We start from the raw sequence: 19,524 nt of genomic DNA on the forward strand, positions 1-19,524 counted from the left end.
GCGTACCCCGTCCGGGTCCGCGGCCGAGCGCCGCGGACCCGGCGGGGCCGTCAGTCGTTGGCGTGCAGGGCGGCGTTCAGCTCGATGCCCCGGCCGGTGCGCGGCCGGGCCTCCAGCGCGCCGGTGACCGAGTTGCGCCAGAACAGCAGGCCGTCGACGCCGGACAGCTCCCGGCCCTTGACCACCCGGCCGTCGGGAAGCGTGATCTTCGACGCGGCGGTGATGTAGCAGCCGGCCTCGACCACGCAGTCGTCTCCGAGCGAGATCCCGACGCCGGCGTTCGCGCCGACCAGGCTCCGCTCACCAATGCTGATCTTGTCGGTGCCGCCGCCGGAGAGGGTGCCCATGATGGAGGCCCCGCCGCCGATGTCGGAACCGTCGCCGACCAGCACGCCCTGCACGATCCGCCCCTCGACCATCGAGGTGCCGACGGTGCCGGCGTTGAAGTTCACGAAGCCCTCGTGCATCACAGTGGTGCCGGCGGCCAGGTGGGCGCCGAGGCGGACCCGGTCGGCGTCGGCGATCCGCACACCGGCGGGCACCACGTAGTCGGTCATCCGGGGGAACTTGTCGACCCCGTACACCGCCAGGTGCCGGCCGGCGGCCCGCTCGATCACCCGCAGCTCGTCCACCCGCTCCGGGGGGCACGGCCCGGCGGACGTCCAGGCCACGTTGGCCAGCTTGCCGAAGATGCCGTCCAGGTTGAGCTGGTTGGGTCGCACCAGGCGGTGCGAGAGCAGGTGCAACCGGAGGTACGCGTCGGACGCGTCCTTGATCGGGTCGTCCAACGAACCGATCACGGTCACTACCTGCACGGTACGCAGGCCAGGCAGGGACCGGTCACCGAGCGCGGCCGGCGGCAGGTCGAGCACGTCCGCCTTGTCCTCGCCGGCGACCAGCGGCAGCTCGCCCAGGCCCAGCTTGCCGGTCGGGTACCAGGTATCGAGCACCTGTTCGTCTGCGGTGACCGTAGCCAGGCCGATGCCCCAGGCGGAATCTGCGGACGTCACTGTTACACCTCTCGGTCACGGCCGGGCTGACCTCGGCTCGCTCCTCGCGCTGACAGACCTGAAGGTACCGTGCGAACCATGGAGAACCCGCTGACCCCCGAGGTCCTCGCCGATCCGGTGCAGCTGACCCGCGCTCTGGTCGACATAGAGTCCGTGTCCCTCAACGAGAAGGCGATCGCCGACTGTGTCGAAGAGGTGCTGCGGGGCGTACCGCACCTGACCACGCACCGGCACGGCAACACGGTGATGGCGCGTACCGACCTCGGTCGGTCGCAGCGTGTCGTGCTGGCCGGGCACCTCGACACGGTGCCGTTGAACAACAACTTTCCGTCGACGATGCGCGGCGACCTGATGTACGGCTGCGGCACCTCCGACATGAAGTCCGGCACCGCGTACGCGCTGCACCTGGCGGTGACGCTGCCCGAGCCGCGCTACGACGTGACGTACTTCTTCTACGAGGCCGAGGAGATCGAGTCCCGGTACAACGGGCTCAACCTCGTCGCCCAGGCGTTCCCCGAGTGGTTGCAGGCGGACTTCGCGGTGCTGCTGGAGCCGACGTACGGCATCGTCGAGGCGGGCTGCCAGGGCACCATGCGCTCGGTGGTCACCACGACCGGCGTACGCGCCCACTCGGCGCGCTCCTGGCACGGGGTCAACGCCATCCACGCCGCCGGGGAGGTGCTGCGACGCCTCCAGACGTACGAGGCGCGCCGAGTCACCATCGACGGCTGCGACTACCGCGAGGGCATGAACGCGGTGCGGATCAACGGTGGGGTGGCCGGCAACGTGGTTCCCGATCTCTGTGAGGTCGAGGTCAACTACCGGTTCGCCCCGGACCGCACCCCGGCCGAGGCGGAGGCGCACCTGCGCGAGGTGTTCGCCGGCTTCGCGTTGACAGTCACCGACACGGCTGCCGGTGCCGCGCCCGGGCTTGACGCGGCCCCCGCGAAGGAGTTCCTGGCGGCGGTCGGCGCCGCGCCGATCGGCAAGCTGGGCTGGACGGACGTGGCCCGGTTCGCGGCGATGGGCATTCCCGCGCTGAACTTCGGCCCGGGCGACCCGAACCTCGCCCACCACCCCGACGAGCACGTCGAGATCAGCAAGATCCGCGACGGCGCGGCGACCCTGCACCGCTGGCTGGCCCCGGCCTGACCCTGGTCGCCCCGTCGCGTCCGGTCGTTCCGGTGATCAAGAGGTTTGCGTCAGCCTGGCCCGTTGTCGGCGACGCAAACCTCTTGATCGGTCCCGGAGGGGGTGGGGATGGGGTTCTGCTGGCGGATGCGGCGGCGTTCGGCCACCACGTCTCGGATCCGTCGCTGCATCTGGCGACGGATCCGGATCATCTCGCTGTTACTGATCACGCTGTCTCCTCCCCCGAAGGCGCGCGCCGGGGCATACCCGGTATGTGAATAGTAAGACGTACGGGAGCGCCGAATAGTTGCCCTTGATCCCGAACAATTTCTCGGCGTCCCCGCCCCGCGCACCCGGCCGGTGCTGCTCCACTACGGTTGCCCCATGAGCCAGAGCAACGGGCGGGAGGCCGGTCGCGGTCCGGGACAGGAGCGGCATCGCGGTGCGGTCACCCTGCGCAGAGGGGCGATCCCGAGCAGCACCGCCGACCAGCGACTGCTGGATTCACGGGGGCGGGGTGACTGGAAGACCAAGGACGCCTGGCGCGCGCTGCGCATCCTCGCCGAGTTCGTCGAGGGTTTCGACACCCTCGCCGACGTGCCGTCAGCGGTCAGCGTCTTCGGCTCCGCGCGCAGCGCGCCGGACAGCGCCGAGTGCCAGTTGGCCGAGCAGTTGGGCGGTGCACTGGCCCGAGCCGGCTACGCGGTCATCACCGGAGGTGGGCCCGGCGTGATGGAGGCCGCCAACCGGGGCGCCAGCGAGGCCGGTGGGCTCTCCGTCGGGCTCGGCATCGAGCTTCCGTTCGAGCAGGGCATCAACGACTGGGTCGACCTGGCCATCGACTTCCGCTACTTCTTCGCCCGCAAGACGATGTTCGTCAAGTACGCCCAGGCGTTCGTCGTGCTGCCCGGCGGGTTCGGCACCATGGACGAGTTGTTCGAGGCGCTCACCCTGGTGCAGACCGGCAAGGTCACCCGGTTCCCGGTGGTGCTCATGGGCGTCGCCTACTGGCAGGGCCTGCTGGACTGGCTGCGCGGCACGATGGCCGCCACCGGCAAGATCGGGCCGGTCGACCTGGATCTGATCTGCCTCACCGACGACGTCAACGAGGCGGTCCGGTACATCGTCGAATCGGAGGCCGCTCTCTCCGCCGAGCAGGAGGCGGTCCGCGAGGAGGCTGTCGCGCGCACCGGCGCAGACCAGCAGGCCGCCGCCGAGCAGGCTCGGGATCACGACTGATGGCGGCGATCTGCGTCTTCTGTGCCTCCTCTCGTACCCTCGATCAGCGCTGGTTGGACCTGGCCGCCGAGACCGGCGCGGAGCTGGCCCGGCGCGGGCACACGCTGGTCAGCGGTGGTGGCTGCGTCGGCATGATGGGCGCGCTGGCGGACGGCGCCCGATCCGCCGGTGGGCGCACCGTCGGCGTGATCCCGCAGTCGCTGGTCGACCTGGAGGTCGCCGACCTGGCCTCGGACGAACTGCTGGTGACCGACTCGATGGCCAGCCGCAAGACCCTGATGATCGACAAATCGGACGCCTTCCTCACCCTGCCCGGCGGCTTGGGCACGCTGGACGAGCTGTTCGAGGTCTGGACCACCGCCACACTCGCCCTGCACACCAAGCCGATGGTGCTGATCGACACCGACGGGTTCTACCGCCCCCTGCTGGACTGGCTCGACGCGCTGGCCGACCAGACCTTCCTCAAGCCCGCCGGCCGCGACCTCCTGACTGTCACCACCACCGTCAGCGAGGCCCTCGACGTCCTGGAATCCCACCTGACCTGACCTGACCCACCCCACCCCACCCCACCCCACCCCGCCCCGCCGCGTCCCGGCCCGGTCCCGGCCCCGCTCGCGGTGATCATGAAGTTAGCGACGTCTCTCTCGGCGTGTCGCGCCGCTAACTTCATGATCGACGGGGGTGGATGTTGGGGTGAGGGGGGAGCGGGTGGGGATTGGGTGGTGTCGTACGGGTCTGATGGGATGAGCTGATGCAGGCGTACCGGTTGGTGCGGCGGCCCGGGAGGCCGGCGCGGGGGGACGGGTCGACGCCTGACAGCGCTTCCGTGCCCGCCAGCGGCGGCACGTCCGGGGGCGGTGTCGGCAGGTCGGTTGGGCCCGATCGCGTGGCCGGGCCCGAGCTGACCTTCGGCGATGGCTGGCGGGCCGACCCGGTGCAGGCCGAGGTGGTCGGGCACACCGACGGGCCCATGCTCGTGCTCGGCGGCCCGGGCACCGGCAAGACCAGCACGCTGGTCGAGGCGGTCGCCGCCCGGGTGGCCGAGGGGGCCGATCCCGAACGGATCCTGGTGCTGACCTTCGGCCGCCGAGGCGCCACAGCACTGCGACAGCGCATCGAGGCCCGGATCGCGCAGGACGGCCACCGGGTGCTGCGCGAGCCGCTGGTGCGCACCTTCCCGGCGTACGCCTTCGGGCTGCTCCGCCGCGCCGCCGCCGAGCGGGGCGAACCGTCGCCCCGGCTGCTCACCGGCCCCGAGCAGGATCTGATCATCCGTGAGCTGCTGGACGTGGTGGGCGAGGAGCCCGAGGACGACCCGGTCGGCTGGCCCACCGACCTGCGCCCCGCCCTGCGCACCCGGGCGTTCGCCGGGCAACTGCGCGACCTGCTCATGCGCGCCGCCGAGCGCGGCGTGGGCCCGATCGACCTGGCTCGGCTGGGTGAGAGGCTCGGCCGCGCCGACTGGCCGGCCGCCGCCCGCTTCCTGCGGGAGTACGTCGCAGTGCTCGCGTTGCGCGACGTCAGCAACCGGGGCTCCATCGCGTACGACCCGGCGGAGCTGGTCCGGGCGGCCACCGGGCTGCTGCGCGACGACGAGGAGTTGCTGGCCGCCGAGCGTCGTCGGCTCGCGTACGTCTACCTCGACGAGTTGGCCGACACCGACCCCGCCCAACTGGAGCTGCTCTCGGTCATCGCCGGCGGTGGCAAGTCGCTTGTCGCGTTCGCCGACCCGGATTCCTCCACGTACGCCTTCCGGGGCGCCGACCCGGCCGGGGTGGCGACGTTCCCGCACCGGTTCCGGACGGCATCCGGTGCGCCGGCCGCGCAGGTGCTGCTGACCACGTCGTACCGGGCCGGGCCGGGTCTGCTCGCGGCGATCGCCCGGCTGGGTCGCCGGCTTCGGGGTCCGGCCGCGCACCGCCGGCTGCACCCCCTGCCGGACGTGCCGCCCGGCGTGGTCGAGGTGCACACCTTCCGCTCGGCGACCAGCGAGGCCGCCTGGCTGGCCCACGCGCTGCGCTCGGCCCACCTGCTCGACGGCGTGCCGTGGTCACGGATGGCGGTGCTGGTGCGGTCCACCGCGTTGCAGCTGCCCACTCTGCGACGGGCGCTGCACGCTGCCGGCGTACCCACAGTGGTGCACGGTGAGGATCTGCCCCTGCACCTGCAACCCGCGGTCGCGCCGCTGCTGCTCCTGCTGCGCTGCGCGCTGGAGCCGGAGCGACTCGACGAGGAGGCGGCGGTCGCGCTGCTGCACTCGCCGCTCGGCGGGGCCGACCCGCTGGCCGAGCGGCGGCTGCGGCAGGGCCTGCGCGCGCTCGCCCTGGCCGGTGGTGACCGACGCCCCTCCGGGGAGCTGATCGTCGAGGCATTGCAGGACCCGGAGGAGTTGGGCGGCATCGAGCGGCGCTGGGCGGAGCCAGCGCAGGCGGTGGCCGGGCTGCTGGCCATCGCACGCGAGGTCGCCGCCCGGCCGGGTGCGACCGCCGAGGACGTGCTCTGGGCCGTCTGGCACGCCAGTGGTCTCGCCGAGCGGTGGGCCGGCGCGATCAACCAGGGGCGTCCGGAGGCCGGCGAGGGCGATCTGGCCCGGCGTCGGCGGGCCGAGGCGGCCGACCGAGACCTGGACGCCGTGCTGGTCCTCTTCGACGCGGCGGCCCGGTTCACCGATCGGCTGCCCGGCGCGCGTGCCGAGGTCTTCCTCGACCACGTGCTCGCCCAGGACCTGCCGGCCGACACCATCGCTCCGACAGCCGACCGGGGTGCGGCGGTACGCCTGCTCACCGCGCACGCCGCGAAGGGCCTGGAATGGGACCTGGTCGCTGTGGCCGGCGTGCAGGAGGGCATCTGGCCGGACCTGCGGCTGCGCGGCAGCCTGCTCGGCTCCGAGCGACTGGTCGACGTGCTGGCCGGCCGGTCGGTCGACGGGGCGACAGCGGCGAACGTGGTGGGTCAGACCTCGGCGTTGCTGGACGAGGAGCGCCGGCTCTTCCACGTCGCCATCAGCCGGGCCCGGCACCGGCTGCTGGTCAGCGCCGTGGCGTCTGCCGCCGTCGGCGGCGACGACCACGAGGAGCAACCCAGCCGGTTCCTGCACGAGCTGGGCCCGAGCACACCGCCGCCGACCCCGCCGCCGACGCCGCCGATCGCGCCGCCACCGACCCCGCCGACAGCGCCCGGCCCGCCGCCCGGTCCCCGCACCGAGGCACCCTCCGCCGGCAACCGGGGTGCTGCGGCGAGCGAGACCGGCGACGAGGAGCCGGACCGCCCCGGAGCACTGCCGGTGACCCGCCCACCCCGGGCGCTCACCCTGCCGGCGTTGGTAGCGGAACTGCGTACCGCCATCACCGACCCGGCCGCTCCGGCGGCCCGGCGGCGCGCCGCGGCGGCCGAGCTGGCCCGGCTCGCCGCCGCCGGGGTGCCCGGCGCACACCCCGACGACTGGTGGGGGTTGCGGGTGCTCTCCGACGACCGGCCGCTCGTCGACGACGGCCACCCGGTGCGGGTTACCCCGTCGGCAATGGAGAGTGCGCTGCGGTGCAGCCTGCGCTGGCTGCTGGAACGGCACGGCGGCAGCGGCCCGACCAGCACCGCGCAGGGGGTGGGCAACCTGGTGCACGCCGCCGCGATGCTCGCCGAGGACGCCAGCGCCGACCGGGGCGCGCTGCTCGACTACGTTGCCGCCCGGTTCGACGCGATCGAGCTGGCGGCCCGGTGGATGGCCGGGCCGGAGCGGGAACGCGCCGAGGCGATGGTCGACAAGCTGCTGCGCTGGCTGGCCACCAATCCACGACGGTTGCTCGCCATCGAGCACGAGTTCGCCGTCCGCCTGGACGACCCGAACCGGCCCATCGACCTCGCCGGCCGGGTCGACCGGCTGGAGGTCGACGAGGCCGGGCGGCTCGTGGTGATCGACCTGAAGACCGGCAAGTCCACAGCTGTCACAGGCACCGACCTTGCCGAGCACCCGCAGCTCGGCGCCTACCAGGCGGCGGTGGAGGCGGGGGCGTTCGCCGAGTTCGGTGACGAGTCCGGTGGTGCGGCGCTGGTGCAGCTCGGCACCTCCGCCAAGGACGCCAGGGAGCAGAATCAGCCGGCAGCCAGCGAGGGGCCGGCGGCCGGTTGGGCGACGGCGCTGGTCCGGCGGACCGCCGATACGATGGCAGCCTCCACGTTCGCCGCGGTGGCCAACTCGAAGTGCCGGGTCTGCCCGGTGCGCACCAGCTGCCCGGTCTCCGGGCAGGGTCGCCAGGTCGTCGAGCCGCCCACCGTCCGACGAACAGGTGAGGGCGAGGAGTGAGCGTGCGAGCCCCGCAGTCACGAACTGAGATGGCACCGTGAGGGCGAGGAGTGCGCCGGTGTTGGGAACTGAGACGGCACTGTGAGTCAACCCACCCTGTTCGGCGCGGGCCCCGCGCCGACGCCCCGACTCGCGGACTCCGGCCCCAGGTACACACCGGTGGAGCTGGCCAAGCTGCTGCGGTTGCCGGCGCCCACCCGGGAGCAGGCCGCGATCATCGCAGCCCCGGTGGAGCCGCTGCTGGTGGTCGCGGGCGCCGGGTCGGGCAAGACCGAGACGATGGCCGCCCGGGTGGTCTGGCTGGTGGCCAACTCGTACGTGCGGCCGGAGCAGATCCTCGGGCTGACCTTCACCCGCAAGGCGGCCGGCGAGCTGGCCCACCGGGTACGGACCCGGCTCGACCAGCTGATCCGCCGAGTCGGCAGGCAGGGACGGGATCCGCTGGACGATCCGCTCGCTGGTGAGCCCACGGTCTCCACCTACCACTCGTACGCGGGGCGGATCGTCACCGAGCACGGGCTGCGGGCCGGCTACGAGCCGTCCACCCGGCTGCTCACCGAGGCGTCCCGCTGGCAGTTGGTCGACCTGCTGGTGCGCAACTACGACGGCGACATGTCCGAGGTGGACCGGATGCCGAGCACCATCACCGACGCGGTGCTGGCGCTGGCCGGGGAGCTGGACGAGCATCTCGTCGCGCCGGACGACCTGGCGGCCTGGACCGGTCGGTTCTTCGCCGAGGTGCAGTCCCGGCCGGGCCGGGTGTACGCCGACGTGCGCAAGGCGCTCACCCTCCAGCAGACCCGGTTGCGCCTGTTGCCGCTGGTGCGGGCCTACGCCCGGCGCAAGGAGGACTTCGAGGCGATGGACTTCGCCGACCAGCTCGCCCGGGCGGCCCGGGTGGCCCGGAACCACCCGGGGGTCGGCGTGATCGAGCGGGACCGCTTCCGGGTGGTGCTGCTCGACGAGTACCAGGACACCAGCCACGCCCAGGTGGTGTTGCTCAACGCGCTGTTCGGTGGCGGGCACCCGGTGACCGCGGTGGGCGACCCGTGCCAGTCGATCTACGGCTGGCGGGGGGCCAGCGCGGGCACCCTGGACCGGTTCCCCACCGAGTTCGCCCGCGCCAACGGTGAACCGGCCCCGGCGCTGGGGCTCACCACGAGTTGGCGCAACCGTCCGGAGATCCTCCGGGTGGCGAACGCGCTCTCCACCCCGCTGCGGGCGGCGGGTGCCCGGGTGCCGGAGCTGCGCTCCGCGCTGACCGTCCGGGATCCGATCCCGCACCGCAGCCCGGGCGGCGCGGCCGGCGGCACCGTGCACTGCGCGATGCTGCCCACGTACGCCGACGAGGCCGACTGGATCGCCGACAGCGTGCTCGCCGCCTGGCGGGGGGCGGCCGGGATGCCGGGCGCGGCCCCGGAACACATCCCGGTGGACCGCCGTCCGACGACCGCCGTGCTGGTCCGGGTGCGCAGCCAGATCCCGGCGATCGAGTCGGCGCTGCGTGAGCGGGGCCTACCGGTCGAGGTGGTCGGGCTGGGCGGCCTGCTGGACACCCCCGAGGTACGCGACGTGGTGTGCACGCTGCGGGTCCTGGCCGACCCGACCGATGGCGCCGCGCTGCTGCGGTTGCTCACCGGCGCCCGGTGGCGGATCGGGCCACGTGACCTGGTGGCGTTGCACCGGCGAGCGCGGGCGATCGCGAACGCCCGGCGACAGGTGGCCGCCGACGAGGCCTCGGAGATCAGCCCCGACCTGTTGGACGAGGCGACCCTGGTGGAGGCGTTGGCCGACCTCGGGCCGGCGCAGGCGTACTCGGCGGAGGGGTTCGCGCGGCTGCGCGCGTACGGCCGGGAACTGGCGCTGCTGCGCTACCGGCTGGACCAGGCGCTGCCGGACCTGATCGCGGACATCGAGCGGACCATCGGCCTGGACGTGGAGGTCGCGGTGCGGGCCGGCCGGGACGGCGCCGGCGACGCGGGCCTGGCCCGAGGGCATCTGGACGCGCTCGGCGACGTGGCGGCCCGGTTCAGCGGGGAGACGCCCGGCGCGACCCTGTCCGGGTTCCTTTCCTACCTGGCCGCCGCCGAGGACGAGGAGCGCGGTCTGGCGCCGGGCGAGGTCGAGGTGGTGGAAGGCGCGGTGCAGGTGGTCACCGCGCACGCCGCCAAGGGCCTGGAGTGGGACGTCGTCGCGGTGGCCGGGCTCAGTCGTGGGCTGTGGCCGGGGCCGGTCCGCAACTCCGACCACTGGCTGGGTGGGCTGGGCGTGCTGCCGTTTCCGCTGCGCGGTGACGCCGACGGGCTGCCCGAGTTGGCACTCGACGAGGCGGGGGACCAGCGGGCCGTGGCGCGGGCGGTGACCGACTTCACCGACGCGTGGCGGGCCCACGACGAGCGGGAGGAACGCCGGCTGACGTACGTGGCGGTGACCCGGCCGCGCCGGCTGCTGCTCTGCTCCGGTTACTGGTGGGGAGAGGGCACGAAGCGACCGCGAGGTCCGTCGGTCTTCCTGCGTGAGGTGTACGACGCCTGCCTCGACGGCGGGCCGGGGCACCTGATCGACGCGTGGGCGCCGGAGCCGACTCCCGACGCGACGAACCCCACGGCCGAGGTGGTGCTCCGCGCGGAGTGGCCGGCCGACCCGCTGGGCGGTCGCCGGCCGGCGTTGGCCGAGGCGGCCGGGCTGGTGCGTCGCCTGATGGCCGACGGACCGGCGGCGGTGCTCCCCGGGCCGGTCGGGCCGGTGCTCGCCGGGCCGGTCGGGCCCGTGTCGCCGGTCGGGTCGGAGGTCGGGCCGGTGCTTGCCGGGCCGGTGCCGTCGATCGAGGCCGAGTCGGTCGAGCCGGAGGTGGATCCGGAGGTGGCGCGCTGGCAGCGCGAGGCGGACCTGCTGTTGGCGGAGCGCGCCGAGCTGACCCGGCTCTCCGGTGCGGTCGAGGTGGCGCTGCCCGGGGCGCTGAGCGTCACTCAGCTGGTCGCGCTGCGGCGCGATCCGGCGGCACTGGCCCGTACGCTGCGTCGCCCGGTGCCGGCCGAACCCAACCCGTACGCCCGTCGAGGCACCGCCTTCCACGCCTGGTTGGAGCAGCGCTTCGGCGCCGACCGCCTGTTGGACCTGGACGAGCTGCCCGGCGCGGCCGACGCCGATGCCGCACCCGACGAGGCTCTGGTCGAGCTTCAGGAGCGGTTCCTGGCCAGCGAGTGGGCCGACCGGTCACCGGTGGAGGTGGAGGTGCCCTTCGCCACTGTGATCGCCGGAGTGGTGGTGCGGGGCCGGATGGACGCGGTCTTCGCCCGGCCGGGTGGCCGGTTCGACGTGGTCGACTGGAAGACCGGCGCGCAGCCCTCCGGGCCGGCGGCCGACGTCGCCGCCGTGCAGCTGGCGGTGTACCGCCTGGCCTGGGCCGAGTTGGCCGGCGTGCCGGTCGACCGGGTGGGCGCGGCGTTCCACTACGTCCGCCATGGGGTGACTGTCCGGCCTGCCGACCTGCTGGATGTGACGGGCCTCACCGCCATGATCGCCCAGTTGCCCGAGGATTCTGCCCAACATTGACCATGGCGGGGAAAACCGTGGTAGGTTGACCGGGTTGCAGTTTTGGTTACCAGAGACTCTGTGTGCGCCTGGCGGGATTGTGGCCCCAGGCGCTCTTTGTTGTGTCCGGAGTTCTCCGGGCGGGGCGACCAGAAGCGACAGGCGATTCGCGCATCCCCGCGCGGAGCGCTCCTCTTCGGGCACGCAACACGTGCGTGTCCGACGTTCCGTCAAGGAGACGAAACACATGGCTATTGGCACCGTGAAGTGGTTCAACGCTGACAAGGGCTTCGGCTTCATCACCCCCGACGGCGGCGGCGCCGACGTTTTCGCCCACTTCTCGGCGATCCAGTCCTCCGGCTACCGGAGCCTGGACGAGAACCAGCGGGTCGAGTTCGAGGTGACCCAGGGCCAGAAGGGCCCGCAGGCGGAGAACATCCGCCCGCTCTGATCTTCGGATCGGTCAGCATTACCTGTCGCGCCCTCCGGGTGTGACGGTGACGGGACCGGCCCGCCCCGCTGCCACCTGCCTACGCAGGCGGCGGCCCGGCGGCGGGCCGGCCTGTACTCCCTTTCGGTTCGTGCTTGTGAGTCCTGGCGGCCTTTTTCCGCTGGTGACAGCGCCGACTTCGGCGCCCTCCCTCGACACGTGCCGCGTCGAGGAAGGCTTCCGCATGACCACAGTTATTCCCTCTTTCGCTCATACCGGTCTGGCGCCGGCGCTGCTCACCGCGCTGACCGCGCAGGGCATCACCGAGCCGTTCCCGATCCAGTCGGCGACGCTGCCCGACTCGCTCGCCGGCCGGGACGTGCTGGGCCGGGGTCGTACCGGCTCCGGCAAGACCCTCGCCTTCGGGCTTCCGCTGCTGTCCCGCACCGCCGGCCGTAAGGCGCGCCCGGGCCGCCCGCTGGCCCTGGTGCTGGTGCCGACCCGCGAGCTGGCTCAGCAGGTCACCACCGCGCTGGCCCCGTACGCCCGCGCCGTCGGGCTGCGCTGCGCCACGGTGGTCGGCGGCCTGTCGTTGCAGCGGCAGGCGGACGCCCTGCGCGCCGGCACCGAGGTTGTCGTCGCCACCCCCGGTCGGCTGCACGACCTGATCAACCGTGGCGACGCCCGGCTCGACCAGGTCGAGATCACGGTGCTCGACGAGGCCGACCAGATGGCCGACATGGGCTTCCTGCCGCAGGTCACCAAGCTGCTGGAGCAGGTCGCGCCGCAGGGGCAGCGGATGCTCTTCTCCGCGACCCTGGACGGCGGCGTGGACCGGCTGGTCCGTCGCTTCCTGAGCAACCCGGTCACCCACTCGGTCGACCCGGGCACCGCGACTGTCACCGCGATGACCCACCACGTGCTGCACGTCGACGCTGCGGACAAGCCCGACGCGTTGACCCGGATCGCCGCCCGTGAGGGCCGCACCATCCTGTTCATGGGCACCAAGCACCGCGCCGACCGGCTGGCCCGCCAACTGCTCTCCAAGGGCGTACGCGCGGCAGCGCTGCACGGCGGCAAGTCCCAGCCGCAGCGCACCCGGATCCTGGAGCAGTTCCGCAACGGTCAGGTGACCGCCCTGGTCGCCACCGACGTGGCGGCCCGTGGCATCCACGTGGACGGTCTGGACATGGTGGTCAACGTGGACCCGCCGACCGAGGCGAAGGACTACCTGCACCGGGGCGGCCGTACCGCCCGGGCCGGCGAGTCCGGTTCCGTGGTCACCCTTGTCCTGCCGGAGCAGCGCCGGGACGTGTCCCGGCTGATGGCCACCGCCGGTATCCGGCCCGAGTCGGTCCAGGTGCGCGCGGGTGACGGAGCGCTGGCCCGGGTGACCGGCGCCCGCGAGCCGTCCGGTGTGCCGGTGACCATCGTCGCTCCGCCGGCGCCCGTCTCTCGGGCCCGTACCTCCGCTGGCTCGGCCGCCGATGGTGGCGCCCGTCCGGCGCACCGCGCGTCGGGCCGGTCCCGTCGGCCGCGTCGTCCCCGTACCGTCTGACCTTCTGCGCGTCGACCGACCCGTCCCGCTTCGGCGGGTCGGGTCGGTTTTGTCTGCGCGGAGTTCCGGGCCGGTCGGCTGTCCGTGCGGCCCGACCGGTCAGCCGGCCGCGCCGGGTGGCCCGCTCTGCTGAGTCGGTAATCAGCCTCCGCTGGGTCGGCTGGCCGACTGCGCCCCGGCCGGTCGTGGTCGAGGCTGACCGACGGGGGATGTCGGGCGGGGGGCCCGGCAGGGGAGGGGTGACCATGGCGGGCGAAGCCGGCTCGGGCGCACTGCGTGAACTGATCCTGGTGGTCGCGGTCGCGCTCGCCGGGTTGTTGCTCGCCATGGTCGCGGCCTTCGCGCCCTGGCATGCCACCCCGGCGGGTAACGCTCCCGCCGGTCTGGTGGAGTTGCACAGCCCTGGCGACCCGGGCCTCGCCCCGGCGACCGCACACGTGGGCTGAGCAGCGACCGTCCTATCGGTGCCGGCGGAGGGGCAGGCCCGGTCAGGATCGGTGCGAGATGTGGTCGGGTCGGCGGGGCACCGGCCCGGCCACATCACCGTCGCCGCTCAAGATGTGGTGGGGGCGTGGGTGAGCAGGTCGGCCAGGGTGGTGCTGTCGACCACAGTGGCGATCGCCCCGTGCACCGCCAGCCAGACGTCGGTGAGCCCGGCGGCCACTCCGTGATAGCCGGCCCGCTCGGCCGGCAGACCGCGCACCGTGGTGAGCGAGCCGCCGACCGCACGCAGCACGTCTCCGACGGTGATCTCGTCGGCTGGGCGGGTCAGCGCGTACCCACCGTCGGCGCCGCGATGGCTGTGCAGCAGACCGGCCCGGCGCAGGTCGAGCAGGATGCCCTGGAGGAAACTGAGCGGAATGTCCTGCACCTCGGCCAGGCTGGCCGCCTTCACCAACTCGCCGACCCGGTCGCCGTCGCCGCCACCACTGGCGGCGGCGACGGCGAGCATCGCCCGGAGCGCGTAGTCGCTGCGCGCGGAGACGAACACGTTACTGACCAGCCTGGTCCAGTACGCCCCAGCGGCGCCGGATCGCCTTGTCCGCGGCACCGAACGCGGTGTCTACGAGAAGCCCGACGACCAGGATGACGATCATGATGGCCATCAGCCGTTCCGCGTCCGAGAAATCCCTGGCGTAGGTGAGCTGAGCGCCGATCGACGTTCGCGCGGCGATGACCACGAGCAATTCACCGGCCATCAGACTGCGCCACGCGAAGGCCCAGCCCTGCTTGAGGCCGGCGACGATCGCGGGCAGGGCGGCTGGCGCGATCACGTACCGGTACAGGTTCAGACCCCGGGCACCCAGGTTGCGACCGGCACGCTGCAGCAGCGGCGGGACGTAGTCCACGCCATGGATGACACCGTTGGCGATGGACGGCGCTGCGCCGAGCACCACCACGAAGAAGATCGCCTGTTCGCTGAGTTCGAACAGCAGGATCGCCAGGGGGAACCAGGCAATCGACGGCATCGTCTGCAGCGCCGTGATCATGGACCCGATGGCGGCCCGGAGCACCTTCGACCGAGAGACGCCGAGGCCGAGCAGCAGCCCGACGGCCACTGCGGCGGCAAAGCCGATCACCGCACGCCGTGCCGTGGTCGCCAGCCCGTCCCAGAGCGCCGAACTCAGGAAGTAGTCGGCGAGGTCGGCGAAGACCGGCCCCGGGCCAGGCAGGGCCCACGGGTCCTTCCAGCCGGTCCACACCACTGCCTGCCAGATCCCGATGGCGATGGCCAGCGCTGCCAGCTTTGGCCAGGTGGCCGCCCAGATCCGGGCGCCCCGGGAGACCTCTTTGTCCCGGCCGGCGATCTCCAGCGCGTCGAGGCCGGTGATCTCGGCGTCGGTACGTGCCGAACTGGTGAGGGTGTCACTGGCCATGGCGGCCCACCTCCGTACGGAGCCGCTCGGTGACCTCTGCGGCGATGGCGGCGACCTCGGGGGAGTCGATCCGGCGAGGGCGCGGGATGTTCACCTCGGTGGAGTAGATGATCCGGCCGGGTCGGCTGGAGAGCAGGATGATCCGGTCGGCCAGCCGGGCCGCCTCGCGGACGTTGTGCGTCACGAAGAGCACCGAGAGTTTGCGCTCGGACCAGATCCGTTCCAGCTCGTCGTGCAGGATGTCCCGGGTCATCGCGTCCAGCGCGCCGAACGGCTCGTCCATCAGCAGCACCGGAGTGTCCAGGGCCAACGTGCGGGCGAGCGCGACCCGCTGCCGCATTCCGCCGGAGAGCTCGTGCGGGCGCTTGCGACCGAAGTCGGCAAGGTGCACCGTCCGCAGCAGCTCGGCGACCCGCTCCCGGCGTTGGGCCCGGGGGAGCCGACGCAGCTTGAGGGGCACTTCCACGTTGGCGTCGACGGTCAGCCACGGAAAGAGCGCAGGCTCCTGGAACATCAGGCCCGGGTTGGCGTCGCCGGCCAGGGTGATCTGTCCACCACTGACCCGGTCCAGCCCGGCCACCAGGTTGAGCAGGGTGCTCTTGCCGCAGCCGGACGCGCCGACCAGGCAGACGAACTCGCCCGGTGCGACGTTCAGCGAGACACCGTCCAGGGCCAGGACGGCGTTCGCCCCGCGCCCGTACACCTTGGTCACGCCGGAGAGCGCGACCGCTGTGGTCGCGCTCTGCGGCGTCGTCGTTGTCGACGTCATGGCTGGACGACCTCGGGCTTGCCCTGCGCCTTGAGCGCGTTGTTGAGGTACTTGAGCTCGTACAGGCCCTTGAGGTCGACCGGCTCGGTCAGGTCCACGTCGACGGCGTGGTCGAGGCCGGCCTTCAGGGAGGACGAGATCGGGTCGTTCGTGAACTCCAACGTCGGCCACGCCTGCTTGATCAGCTTCAGGTCCAGTGGCTTACCGGTGATCTTGCCGATCGCGTCGGAGATGGCCTGCTGCGCCTCGTCCGGCTTGGTGTTGACGAACTCGTTGGCGGCCACCTGACCGTCGACCAGCCTCTGCACCACGTCCGGGTGCGCCTTGAGGAACTTGGTGCTCACCAGCAGGTTGGTGATGACGAACTTCTTGTCCGGCCACAGGTCACGCTCGTCGACGAGCACCTTGCCGCCGGCGTTGATCAGGCGGGAGACGAACGGCTCGGGCACCCAGGCGCCGTCGATCGCGCCGCTGTTGAACGTCTCGATGGTCTGGGAATTCTCCTGCGGAACGATCTTGACGTCGCCTCCACCCTCCTTGGTGGTGGTGAGGCCCTGCTGCTTGAGCCAGTACCGGATCGCCACGTCCTGGGTGTTGCCCAGCTGCGGGGTGGCGATCTTCTTGCCCTTCAGGTCCTGCGCCCCGGTGATGCCGGGCTTGACCACGAGTGCCACGCCGCCGGACGCCGCGCCGGAGATGACCCGGACTGCCTCACCCTTGGACTTGGAGAAGGCGTTCACTGTCGGGTTCGGACCGATGTAGGTGGCGTCCAGCGCGCCGGAGAAGACCGCCTCGATGGCGGCCGGGCCGGCGTTGAAGGTCTTCGGGTCCAGCTTGACGTTGGTGCCGAGCTTCTCCGCGAAGATGCCCTTCTCCACGCCGACGACCGCCGGCGCGTGGGTGATGTTGGGGAAGTAGCCGAGGCGCAGCGTCACCGGGCCGGAGCTGCCGCCCGCGCCCTCGCTGTCGTCGCCGCACGCGGCGGTGCTGCCCAGGGTCGCCGCGCCGACCACGGTGAGGGTGGCCAGGGTGACCAACCGACGCAGGGGGAGCCGTCTCATCGTCCATCCAATCCGCAGTATTCCTACTTAGTTGGTAGGAAGAGTGGGCCAGGCTGCGGTCAGCGTCAAGACCCATCCACATGACGGGATGGCGCGTCTCAGTTATGTCGGTATTTCCTACCAGCTTGCTAGGGTAATCGGCATTCGGTCACCGGCAGAGAGGCGACTTCGCGATGACCTTCCACTGGTTCCTGCCCACCTCCGGCGACGGCGACCAGGTCGGTGCCGCCACAGTCACCGCGGGCGCGGCGAGGCACGACCGGGCCGCGACGGTGGCCTACCTGGCCGAGGTTGGCCGGGCCGCCGAGACCAACGGGTTCACCGCCGTTCTCACCCCGGTGGGCGCCGGCTGCCCCGACCCGTGGATCGTCTGCGCGGCGGTCGCCCAGCACACCGAGCGGCTCGGCATGCTGGTCGCGGTCCGGGCCGGTTTCGCGCTGCCCACCCTGATCGCCCAGCAGGCCGAGGCGTTCCAGGCCGTCTCGGGTGGCCGGCTCTCGCTCAACATCGTGACCGGGGGCGACCCGGCCGAGCAGCGGGCGTACGGCGACTTCCTCGGGCACGACGACCGCTACGCGCGCACCGGCGAGTTCGTCGAGGTGCTTCGCCGTGCCTGGGCCGGCGGGCCGTTCGACTACGCCGGGAAGCACTACCGGGTCGACGGCGGCGGCCTGGCCACCCCGCTGGCCGCGCCGCCGCCGGTCTACTTCGGCGGCGCGTCCCCGGCTGCCGAGACGGTGGCCGCCCGCCAGGCCGACGTGTACCTGATGTGGGGTGAACCACCGACGTCGATAGCGGCCCGGGTCGCCCGGGTCCGGGCGCTCGCCGCCGAGCACTGCCGCACAGTGCGCACTGGCCTCCGGCTGCACGTCATCGCCCGTCCGACCAGCGCGCAGGCGTGGGCCGAGGCGGACCGGCTGCTGGCCGGGATGAGCCCGGAGCGGATCACCGCCGCCCAGGCCCGGTTCCGCCGGATGGACTCGGTGGGTCAGGCCCGGATGGCCGCGCTGAACGCCGGCCGCACCGACGGGCTCACCGTCGCACCGAACCTCTGGGCCGGCGTCGGCCTGGTCCGCGAGGGCGCCGGCACCGCGCTGGTCGGCAGCTACGCCGAGGTCGCGGCTCGAATCGACGAGTACGCCGCGCTCGGCGTCGACGAGTTCATCCTCTCCGGCTGGCCGCACCGCGAGGAGGCCGAGCGGGTCGGCGCCGAGGTGCTGCCCCTGGTGACAGCCCCGGTCGCGGCGGCTCCGGGAAGGTCGCGGGTGGCGGAGGTGTCGACGCGCTAGGGTCGACTCCGTGGCGGCGCGGAGATCCAGAATTCCAGCGACGAAGTATCCGGTCGAGCGGTTCACCCTCGACAACGGCCTGCGGGTGGTGCTCACCCCCGATCGCAGTGCCCCGGTGATCGGGGTGGCGGTGGTCTACGACGTCGGCATCCGCTCGGAACCGGAGGGGCGTACCGGCTTCGCCCACCTCTTCGAGCACCTGATGTTCCAGGGCTCGGAGAACCTGGAGAAGCTGGCCCACTTCCGGCACGTGCAGGGCGCGGGTGGCACCTTCAACGGTTCCACCCACCTGGACTACACCGACTACTTCGAGACGCTGCCGAGCAACGCGCTGGAGCGCGCGCTGTTCCTGGAGGCGGACCGGATGCGTGGGCCCCGGCTGACCGAGGAGAACCTGCGCAACCAGGTCGACGTGGTCAAGGAGGAGATCCGGGTCAACGTCCTCAACCGTCCGTACGGCGGCTTCCCCTGGCTCACTCTGCCGCCGGTCATGTTCGACACCTTCCCGAACGCCCACGACGGCTACGGCTCCTTCGACGACCTGGAGTCGGCGACCGTCGCCGACGCCGCGGACTTCTTCCGCCGCTACTACGCCAGCGGCAACGCCGTGCTGGCCGTCAGCGGCGACATCGACGTGGCCGAGGCGACCGAGCTGGTCACCCGGCACTTCGGCGACGTGCCGGCCCGACCGGCACCGCAACGGCCCGACTTCACCGAGCCCGACCTGAGCGCCGAGCGGCGCACCTCGTACACCGATGCCCTGGCGCCGCTGCCGGCGGTGGCCGGCGCCTGGCGCGTGCCCGACCCGGTCACCGACTTCGCCGGCTACCTGCCGTACGTGGTGCTGGCCGAGGTGCTCACCGACGGCGACGCGTCGCGGCTGGTCGAGCGACTGGTGCAGCGGGACCGTACGGTGACCAGCCTCGGCGGATACCTCGGTTTCATGGGCGACCCGTTCGACGTCCGCGACCCCACAGCGCTGCTGTTGCAGGCGCACCTGCCGCCCGGTGGTGATGTGGACAAGGTGCTGCGCACCATCGACGAGGAACTGGACCGGCTGGCCACCGACGGGCTGACCGACGGTGAACTGGCCCGCACCCAGGCCCGGATGGCGACCCACCTGCTGCGGGACACCGACGCGGTGCTCGGTCGGGCGCTGCGGATGGCAGTGCTGGAGCAGCAACGCGGTGAACCGGGTCTGCTCAACGAACTGCCCCGGCTGGTCGGCGAGGTCACCGAGGAGCAGGTCCGGGCCGCCGCGGCCACAGTGCGCCCGGAGCGCCGGGCTGCCATCGAGGTCATCGCCGGAGGCGTTCGGTGAGCGCG

Annotated in this window: 16 protein-coding genes; 10 read left to right on the forward strand and 6 right to left on the reverse strand. The window is 72.5% G+C overall.

Annotation, left to right across the window (positions count from 1 at the left end; translation table 11 throughout):
- Positions 1-50: 50 nt before the first annotated feature.
- Positions 51-1,010, reverse strand: a complete 960-nt coding sequence (dapD, locus tag AB0C20_RS08170) for a 2,3,4,5-tetrahydropyridine-2,6-dicarboxylate N-succinyltransferase (protein ID WP_357188023.1) — start codon at positions 1,008-1,010, stop codon at positions 51-53.
- Positions 1,011-1,088: 78 nt separating this feature from the next.
- Here dapD and dapE point away from each other — a divergent pair, with 78 nt between their 5' ends.
- Positions 1,089-2,162: a succinyl-diaminopimelate desuccinylase gene (gene dapE, locus AB0C20_RS08175; protein WP_357188021.1), complete on the forward strand. Its 1,074-nt coding sequence runs from the start codon at positions 1,089-1,091 to the stop codon at positions 2,160-2,162.
- A 50-nt stretch (positions 2,163-2,212) separates the two neighbouring features.
- On the opposite strand, the gene AB0C20_RS08180 is transcribed toward dapE, so the two are convergent.
- The gene (locus AB0C20_RS08180; protein ID WP_357188019.1) at positions 2,213-2,371 is read right to left on the reverse strand and encodes a hypothetical protein; all 159 of its coding nucleotides are present in this window, start codon (positions 2,369-2,371) and stop codon (positions 2,213-2,215) included.
- A 154-nt stretch (positions 2,372-2,525) separates the two neighbouring features.
- Here AB0C20_RS08180 and AB0C20_RS08185 point away from each other — a divergent pair, with 154 nt between their 5' ends.
- The 7 genes from AB0C20_RS08185 (at position 2,526) to AB0C20_RS08215 (ending at position 13,648) form a co-directional block, all read left to right on the forward strand.
- A complete protein-coding gene (locus tag AB0C20_RS08185) occupies positions 2,526-3,380 on the forward strand; it encodes a TIGR00730 family Rossman fold protein (protein ID WP_357188017.1) in 855 nt (284 codons plus the stop codon).
- A complete protein-coding gene (locus tag AB0C20_RS08190) occupies positions 3,380-3,925 on the forward strand; it encodes a TIGR00730 family Rossman fold protein (protein ID WP_357188015.1) in 546 nt (181 codons plus the stop codon). Before AB0C20_RS08185 ends, AB0C20_RS08190 begins: the two co-directional genes overlap by 1 nt.
- A gap of 206 nt (positions 3,926-4,131) precedes the next feature.
- Positions 4,132-7,680, forward strand: a complete 3,549-nt coding sequence (locus AB0C20_RS08195; RefSeq protein ID WP_357567636.1) for an ATP-dependent DNA helicase — start codon at positions 4,132-4,134, stop codon at positions 7,678-7,680.
- A gap of 81 nt (positions 7,681-7,761) precedes the next feature.
- Entirely contained in the window at positions 7,762-11,235 is a 3,474-nt protein-coding gene (locus tag AB0C20_RS08200; RefSeq protein ID WP_357567637.1) for a UvrD-helicase domain-containing protein, read from the forward strand.
- Positions 11,236-11,461: 226 nt separating this feature from the next.
- The gene (locus AB0C20_RS08205; protein WP_007464836.1) at positions 11,462-11,665 is read left to right on the forward strand and encodes a cold-shock protein; all 204 of its coding nucleotides are present in this window, start codon (positions 11,462-11,464) and stop codon (positions 11,663-11,665) included.
- A 223-nt stretch (positions 11,666-11,888) separates the two neighbouring features.
- Entirely contained in the window at positions 11,889-13,202 is a 1,314-nt protein-coding gene (locus AB0C20_RS08210; protein ID WP_357188009.1) for a DEAD/DEAH box helicase, read from the forward strand.
- A 245-nt stretch (positions 13,203-13,447) separates the two neighbouring features.
- A complete protein-coding gene (locus tag AB0C20_RS08215; protein WP_238687469.1) occupies positions 13,448-13,648 on the forward strand; it encodes a hypothetical protein in 201 nt (66 codons plus the stop codon).
- A gap of 107 nt (positions 13,649-13,755) precedes the next feature.
- Here the strand turns inward: AB0C20_RS08215 and AB0C20_RS08220 are convergent, their stop codons facing one another.
- The 4 genes from AB0C20_RS08220 to AB0C20_RS08235 are packed head-to-tail and all read right to left on the reverse strand — an operon-like array spanning position 13,756 to position 16,909.
- The gene (locus AB0C20_RS08220; protein WP_357188005.1) at positions 13,756-14,193 is read right to left on the reverse strand and encodes an Rrf2 family transcriptional regulator; all 438 of its coding nucleotides are present in this window, start codon (positions 14,191-14,193) and stop codon (positions 13,756-13,758) included.
- 1 nt (position 14,194) lies between these two features.
- A complete protein-coding gene (locus AB0C20_RS08225; RefSeq protein ID WP_145789226.1) occupies positions 14,195-15,079 on the reverse strand; it encodes an ABC transporter permease in 885 nt (294 codons plus the stop codon).
- Positions 15,069-15,848, reverse strand: coding sequence for an ABC transporter ATP-binding protein (locus AB0C20_RS08230; RefSeq protein ID WP_112698544.1), 780 nt, complete (start codon positions 15,846-15,848; stop codon positions 15,069-15,071). Before AB0C20_RS08230 ends, AB0C20_RS08225 begins: the two co-directional genes overlap by 11 nt.
- Complete coding sequence (locus AB0C20_RS08235; protein ID WP_357188003.1) at positions 15,845-16,909, reverse strand: ABC transporter substrate-binding protein; 1,065 nt, start codon at positions 16,907-16,909, stop codon at positions 15,845-15,847. The genes AB0C20_RS08230 and AB0C20_RS08235 overlap by 4 nt, the downstream gene beginning before the upstream one ends.
- 173 nt (positions 16,910-17,082) lie before the next feature.
- On the opposite strand from AB0C20_RS08235, the gene AB0C20_RS08240 reads away from it, so the two are divergent.
- Together AB0C20_RS08240 and AB0C20_RS08245 are read left to right on the forward strand one after the other, a co-directional pair.
- Positions 17,083-18,198, forward strand: coding sequence for an LLM class flavin-dependent oxidoreductase (locus AB0C20_RS08240; RefSeq protein WP_357188001.1), 1,116 nt, complete (start codon positions 17,083-17,085; stop codon positions 18,196-18,198).
- Positions 18,199-18,208: 10 nt separating this feature from the next.
- Entirely contained in the window at positions 18,209-19,519 is a 1,311-nt protein-coding gene (locus AB0C20_RS08245) for a pitrilysin family protein (RefSeq protein WP_112600950.1), read from the forward strand.
- Positions 19,520-19,524 lie beyond the last annotated feature (5 nt).

Source organism: Micromonospora sp. NPDC048843, from assembly GCF_040649965.1.
Classification (GTDB): Bacteria; Actinomycetota; Actinomycetes; order Mycobacteriales; family Micromonosporaceae; genus Micromonospora; species Micromonospora hortensis.

Excerpts from the sequence above, each read along its gene's own strand:
- AB0C20_RS08190 (WP_357188015.1), top strand. The coding sequence starts at position 3,380 with ATGGCGGCGATCTGCGTCTTCTGTGCCTCCTCTCGTACCCTCGATCAG.
- AB0C20_RS08185 (WP_357188017.1), top strand. The coding sequence starts at position 2,526 with ATGAGCCAGAGCAACGGGCGGGAGGCCGGTCGCGGTCCGGGACAGGAG.
- AB0C20_RS08205 (WP_007464836.1), top strand. The coding sequence starts at position 11,462 with ATGGCTATTGGCACCGTGAAGTGGTTCAACGCTGACAAGGGCTTCGGC.
- dapE (WP_357188021.1), top strand. The coding sequence starts at position 1,089 with ATGGAGAACCCGCTGACCCCCGAGGTCCTCGCCGATCCGGTGCAGCTG.
- AB0C20_RS08240 (WP_357188001.1), top strand. The coding sequence starts at position 17,083 with ATGACCTTCCACTGGTTCCTGCCCACCTCCGGCGACGGCGACCAGGTC.
- AB0C20_RS08195 (WP_357567636.1), top strand. The coding sequence starts at position 4,132 with ATGCAGGCGTACCGGTTGGTGCGGCGGCCCGGGAGGCCGGCGCGGGGG.
- AB0C20_RS08235 (WP_357188003.1), bottom strand. The coding sequence starts at position 16,909 with ATGAGACGGCTCCCCCTGCGTCGGTTGGTCACCCTGGCCACCCTCACC.
- AB0C20_RS08225 (WP_145789226.1), bottom strand. The coding sequence starts at position 15,079 with ATGGCCAGTGACACCCTCACCAGTTCGGCACGTACCGACGCCGAGATC.
- AB0C20_RS08230 (WP_112698544.1), bottom strand. The coding sequence starts at position 15,848 with ATGACGTCGACAACGACGACGCCGCAGAGCGCGACCACAGCGGTCGCG.
- AB0C20_RS08215 (WP_238687469.1), top strand. The coding sequence starts at position 13,448 with ATGGCGGGCGAAGCCGGCTCGGGCGCACTGCGTGAACTGATCCTGGTG.
- AB0C20_RS08210 (WP_357188009.1), top strand. The coding sequence starts at position 11,889 with ATGACCACAGTTATTCCCTCTTTCGCTCATACCGGTCTGGCGCCGGCG.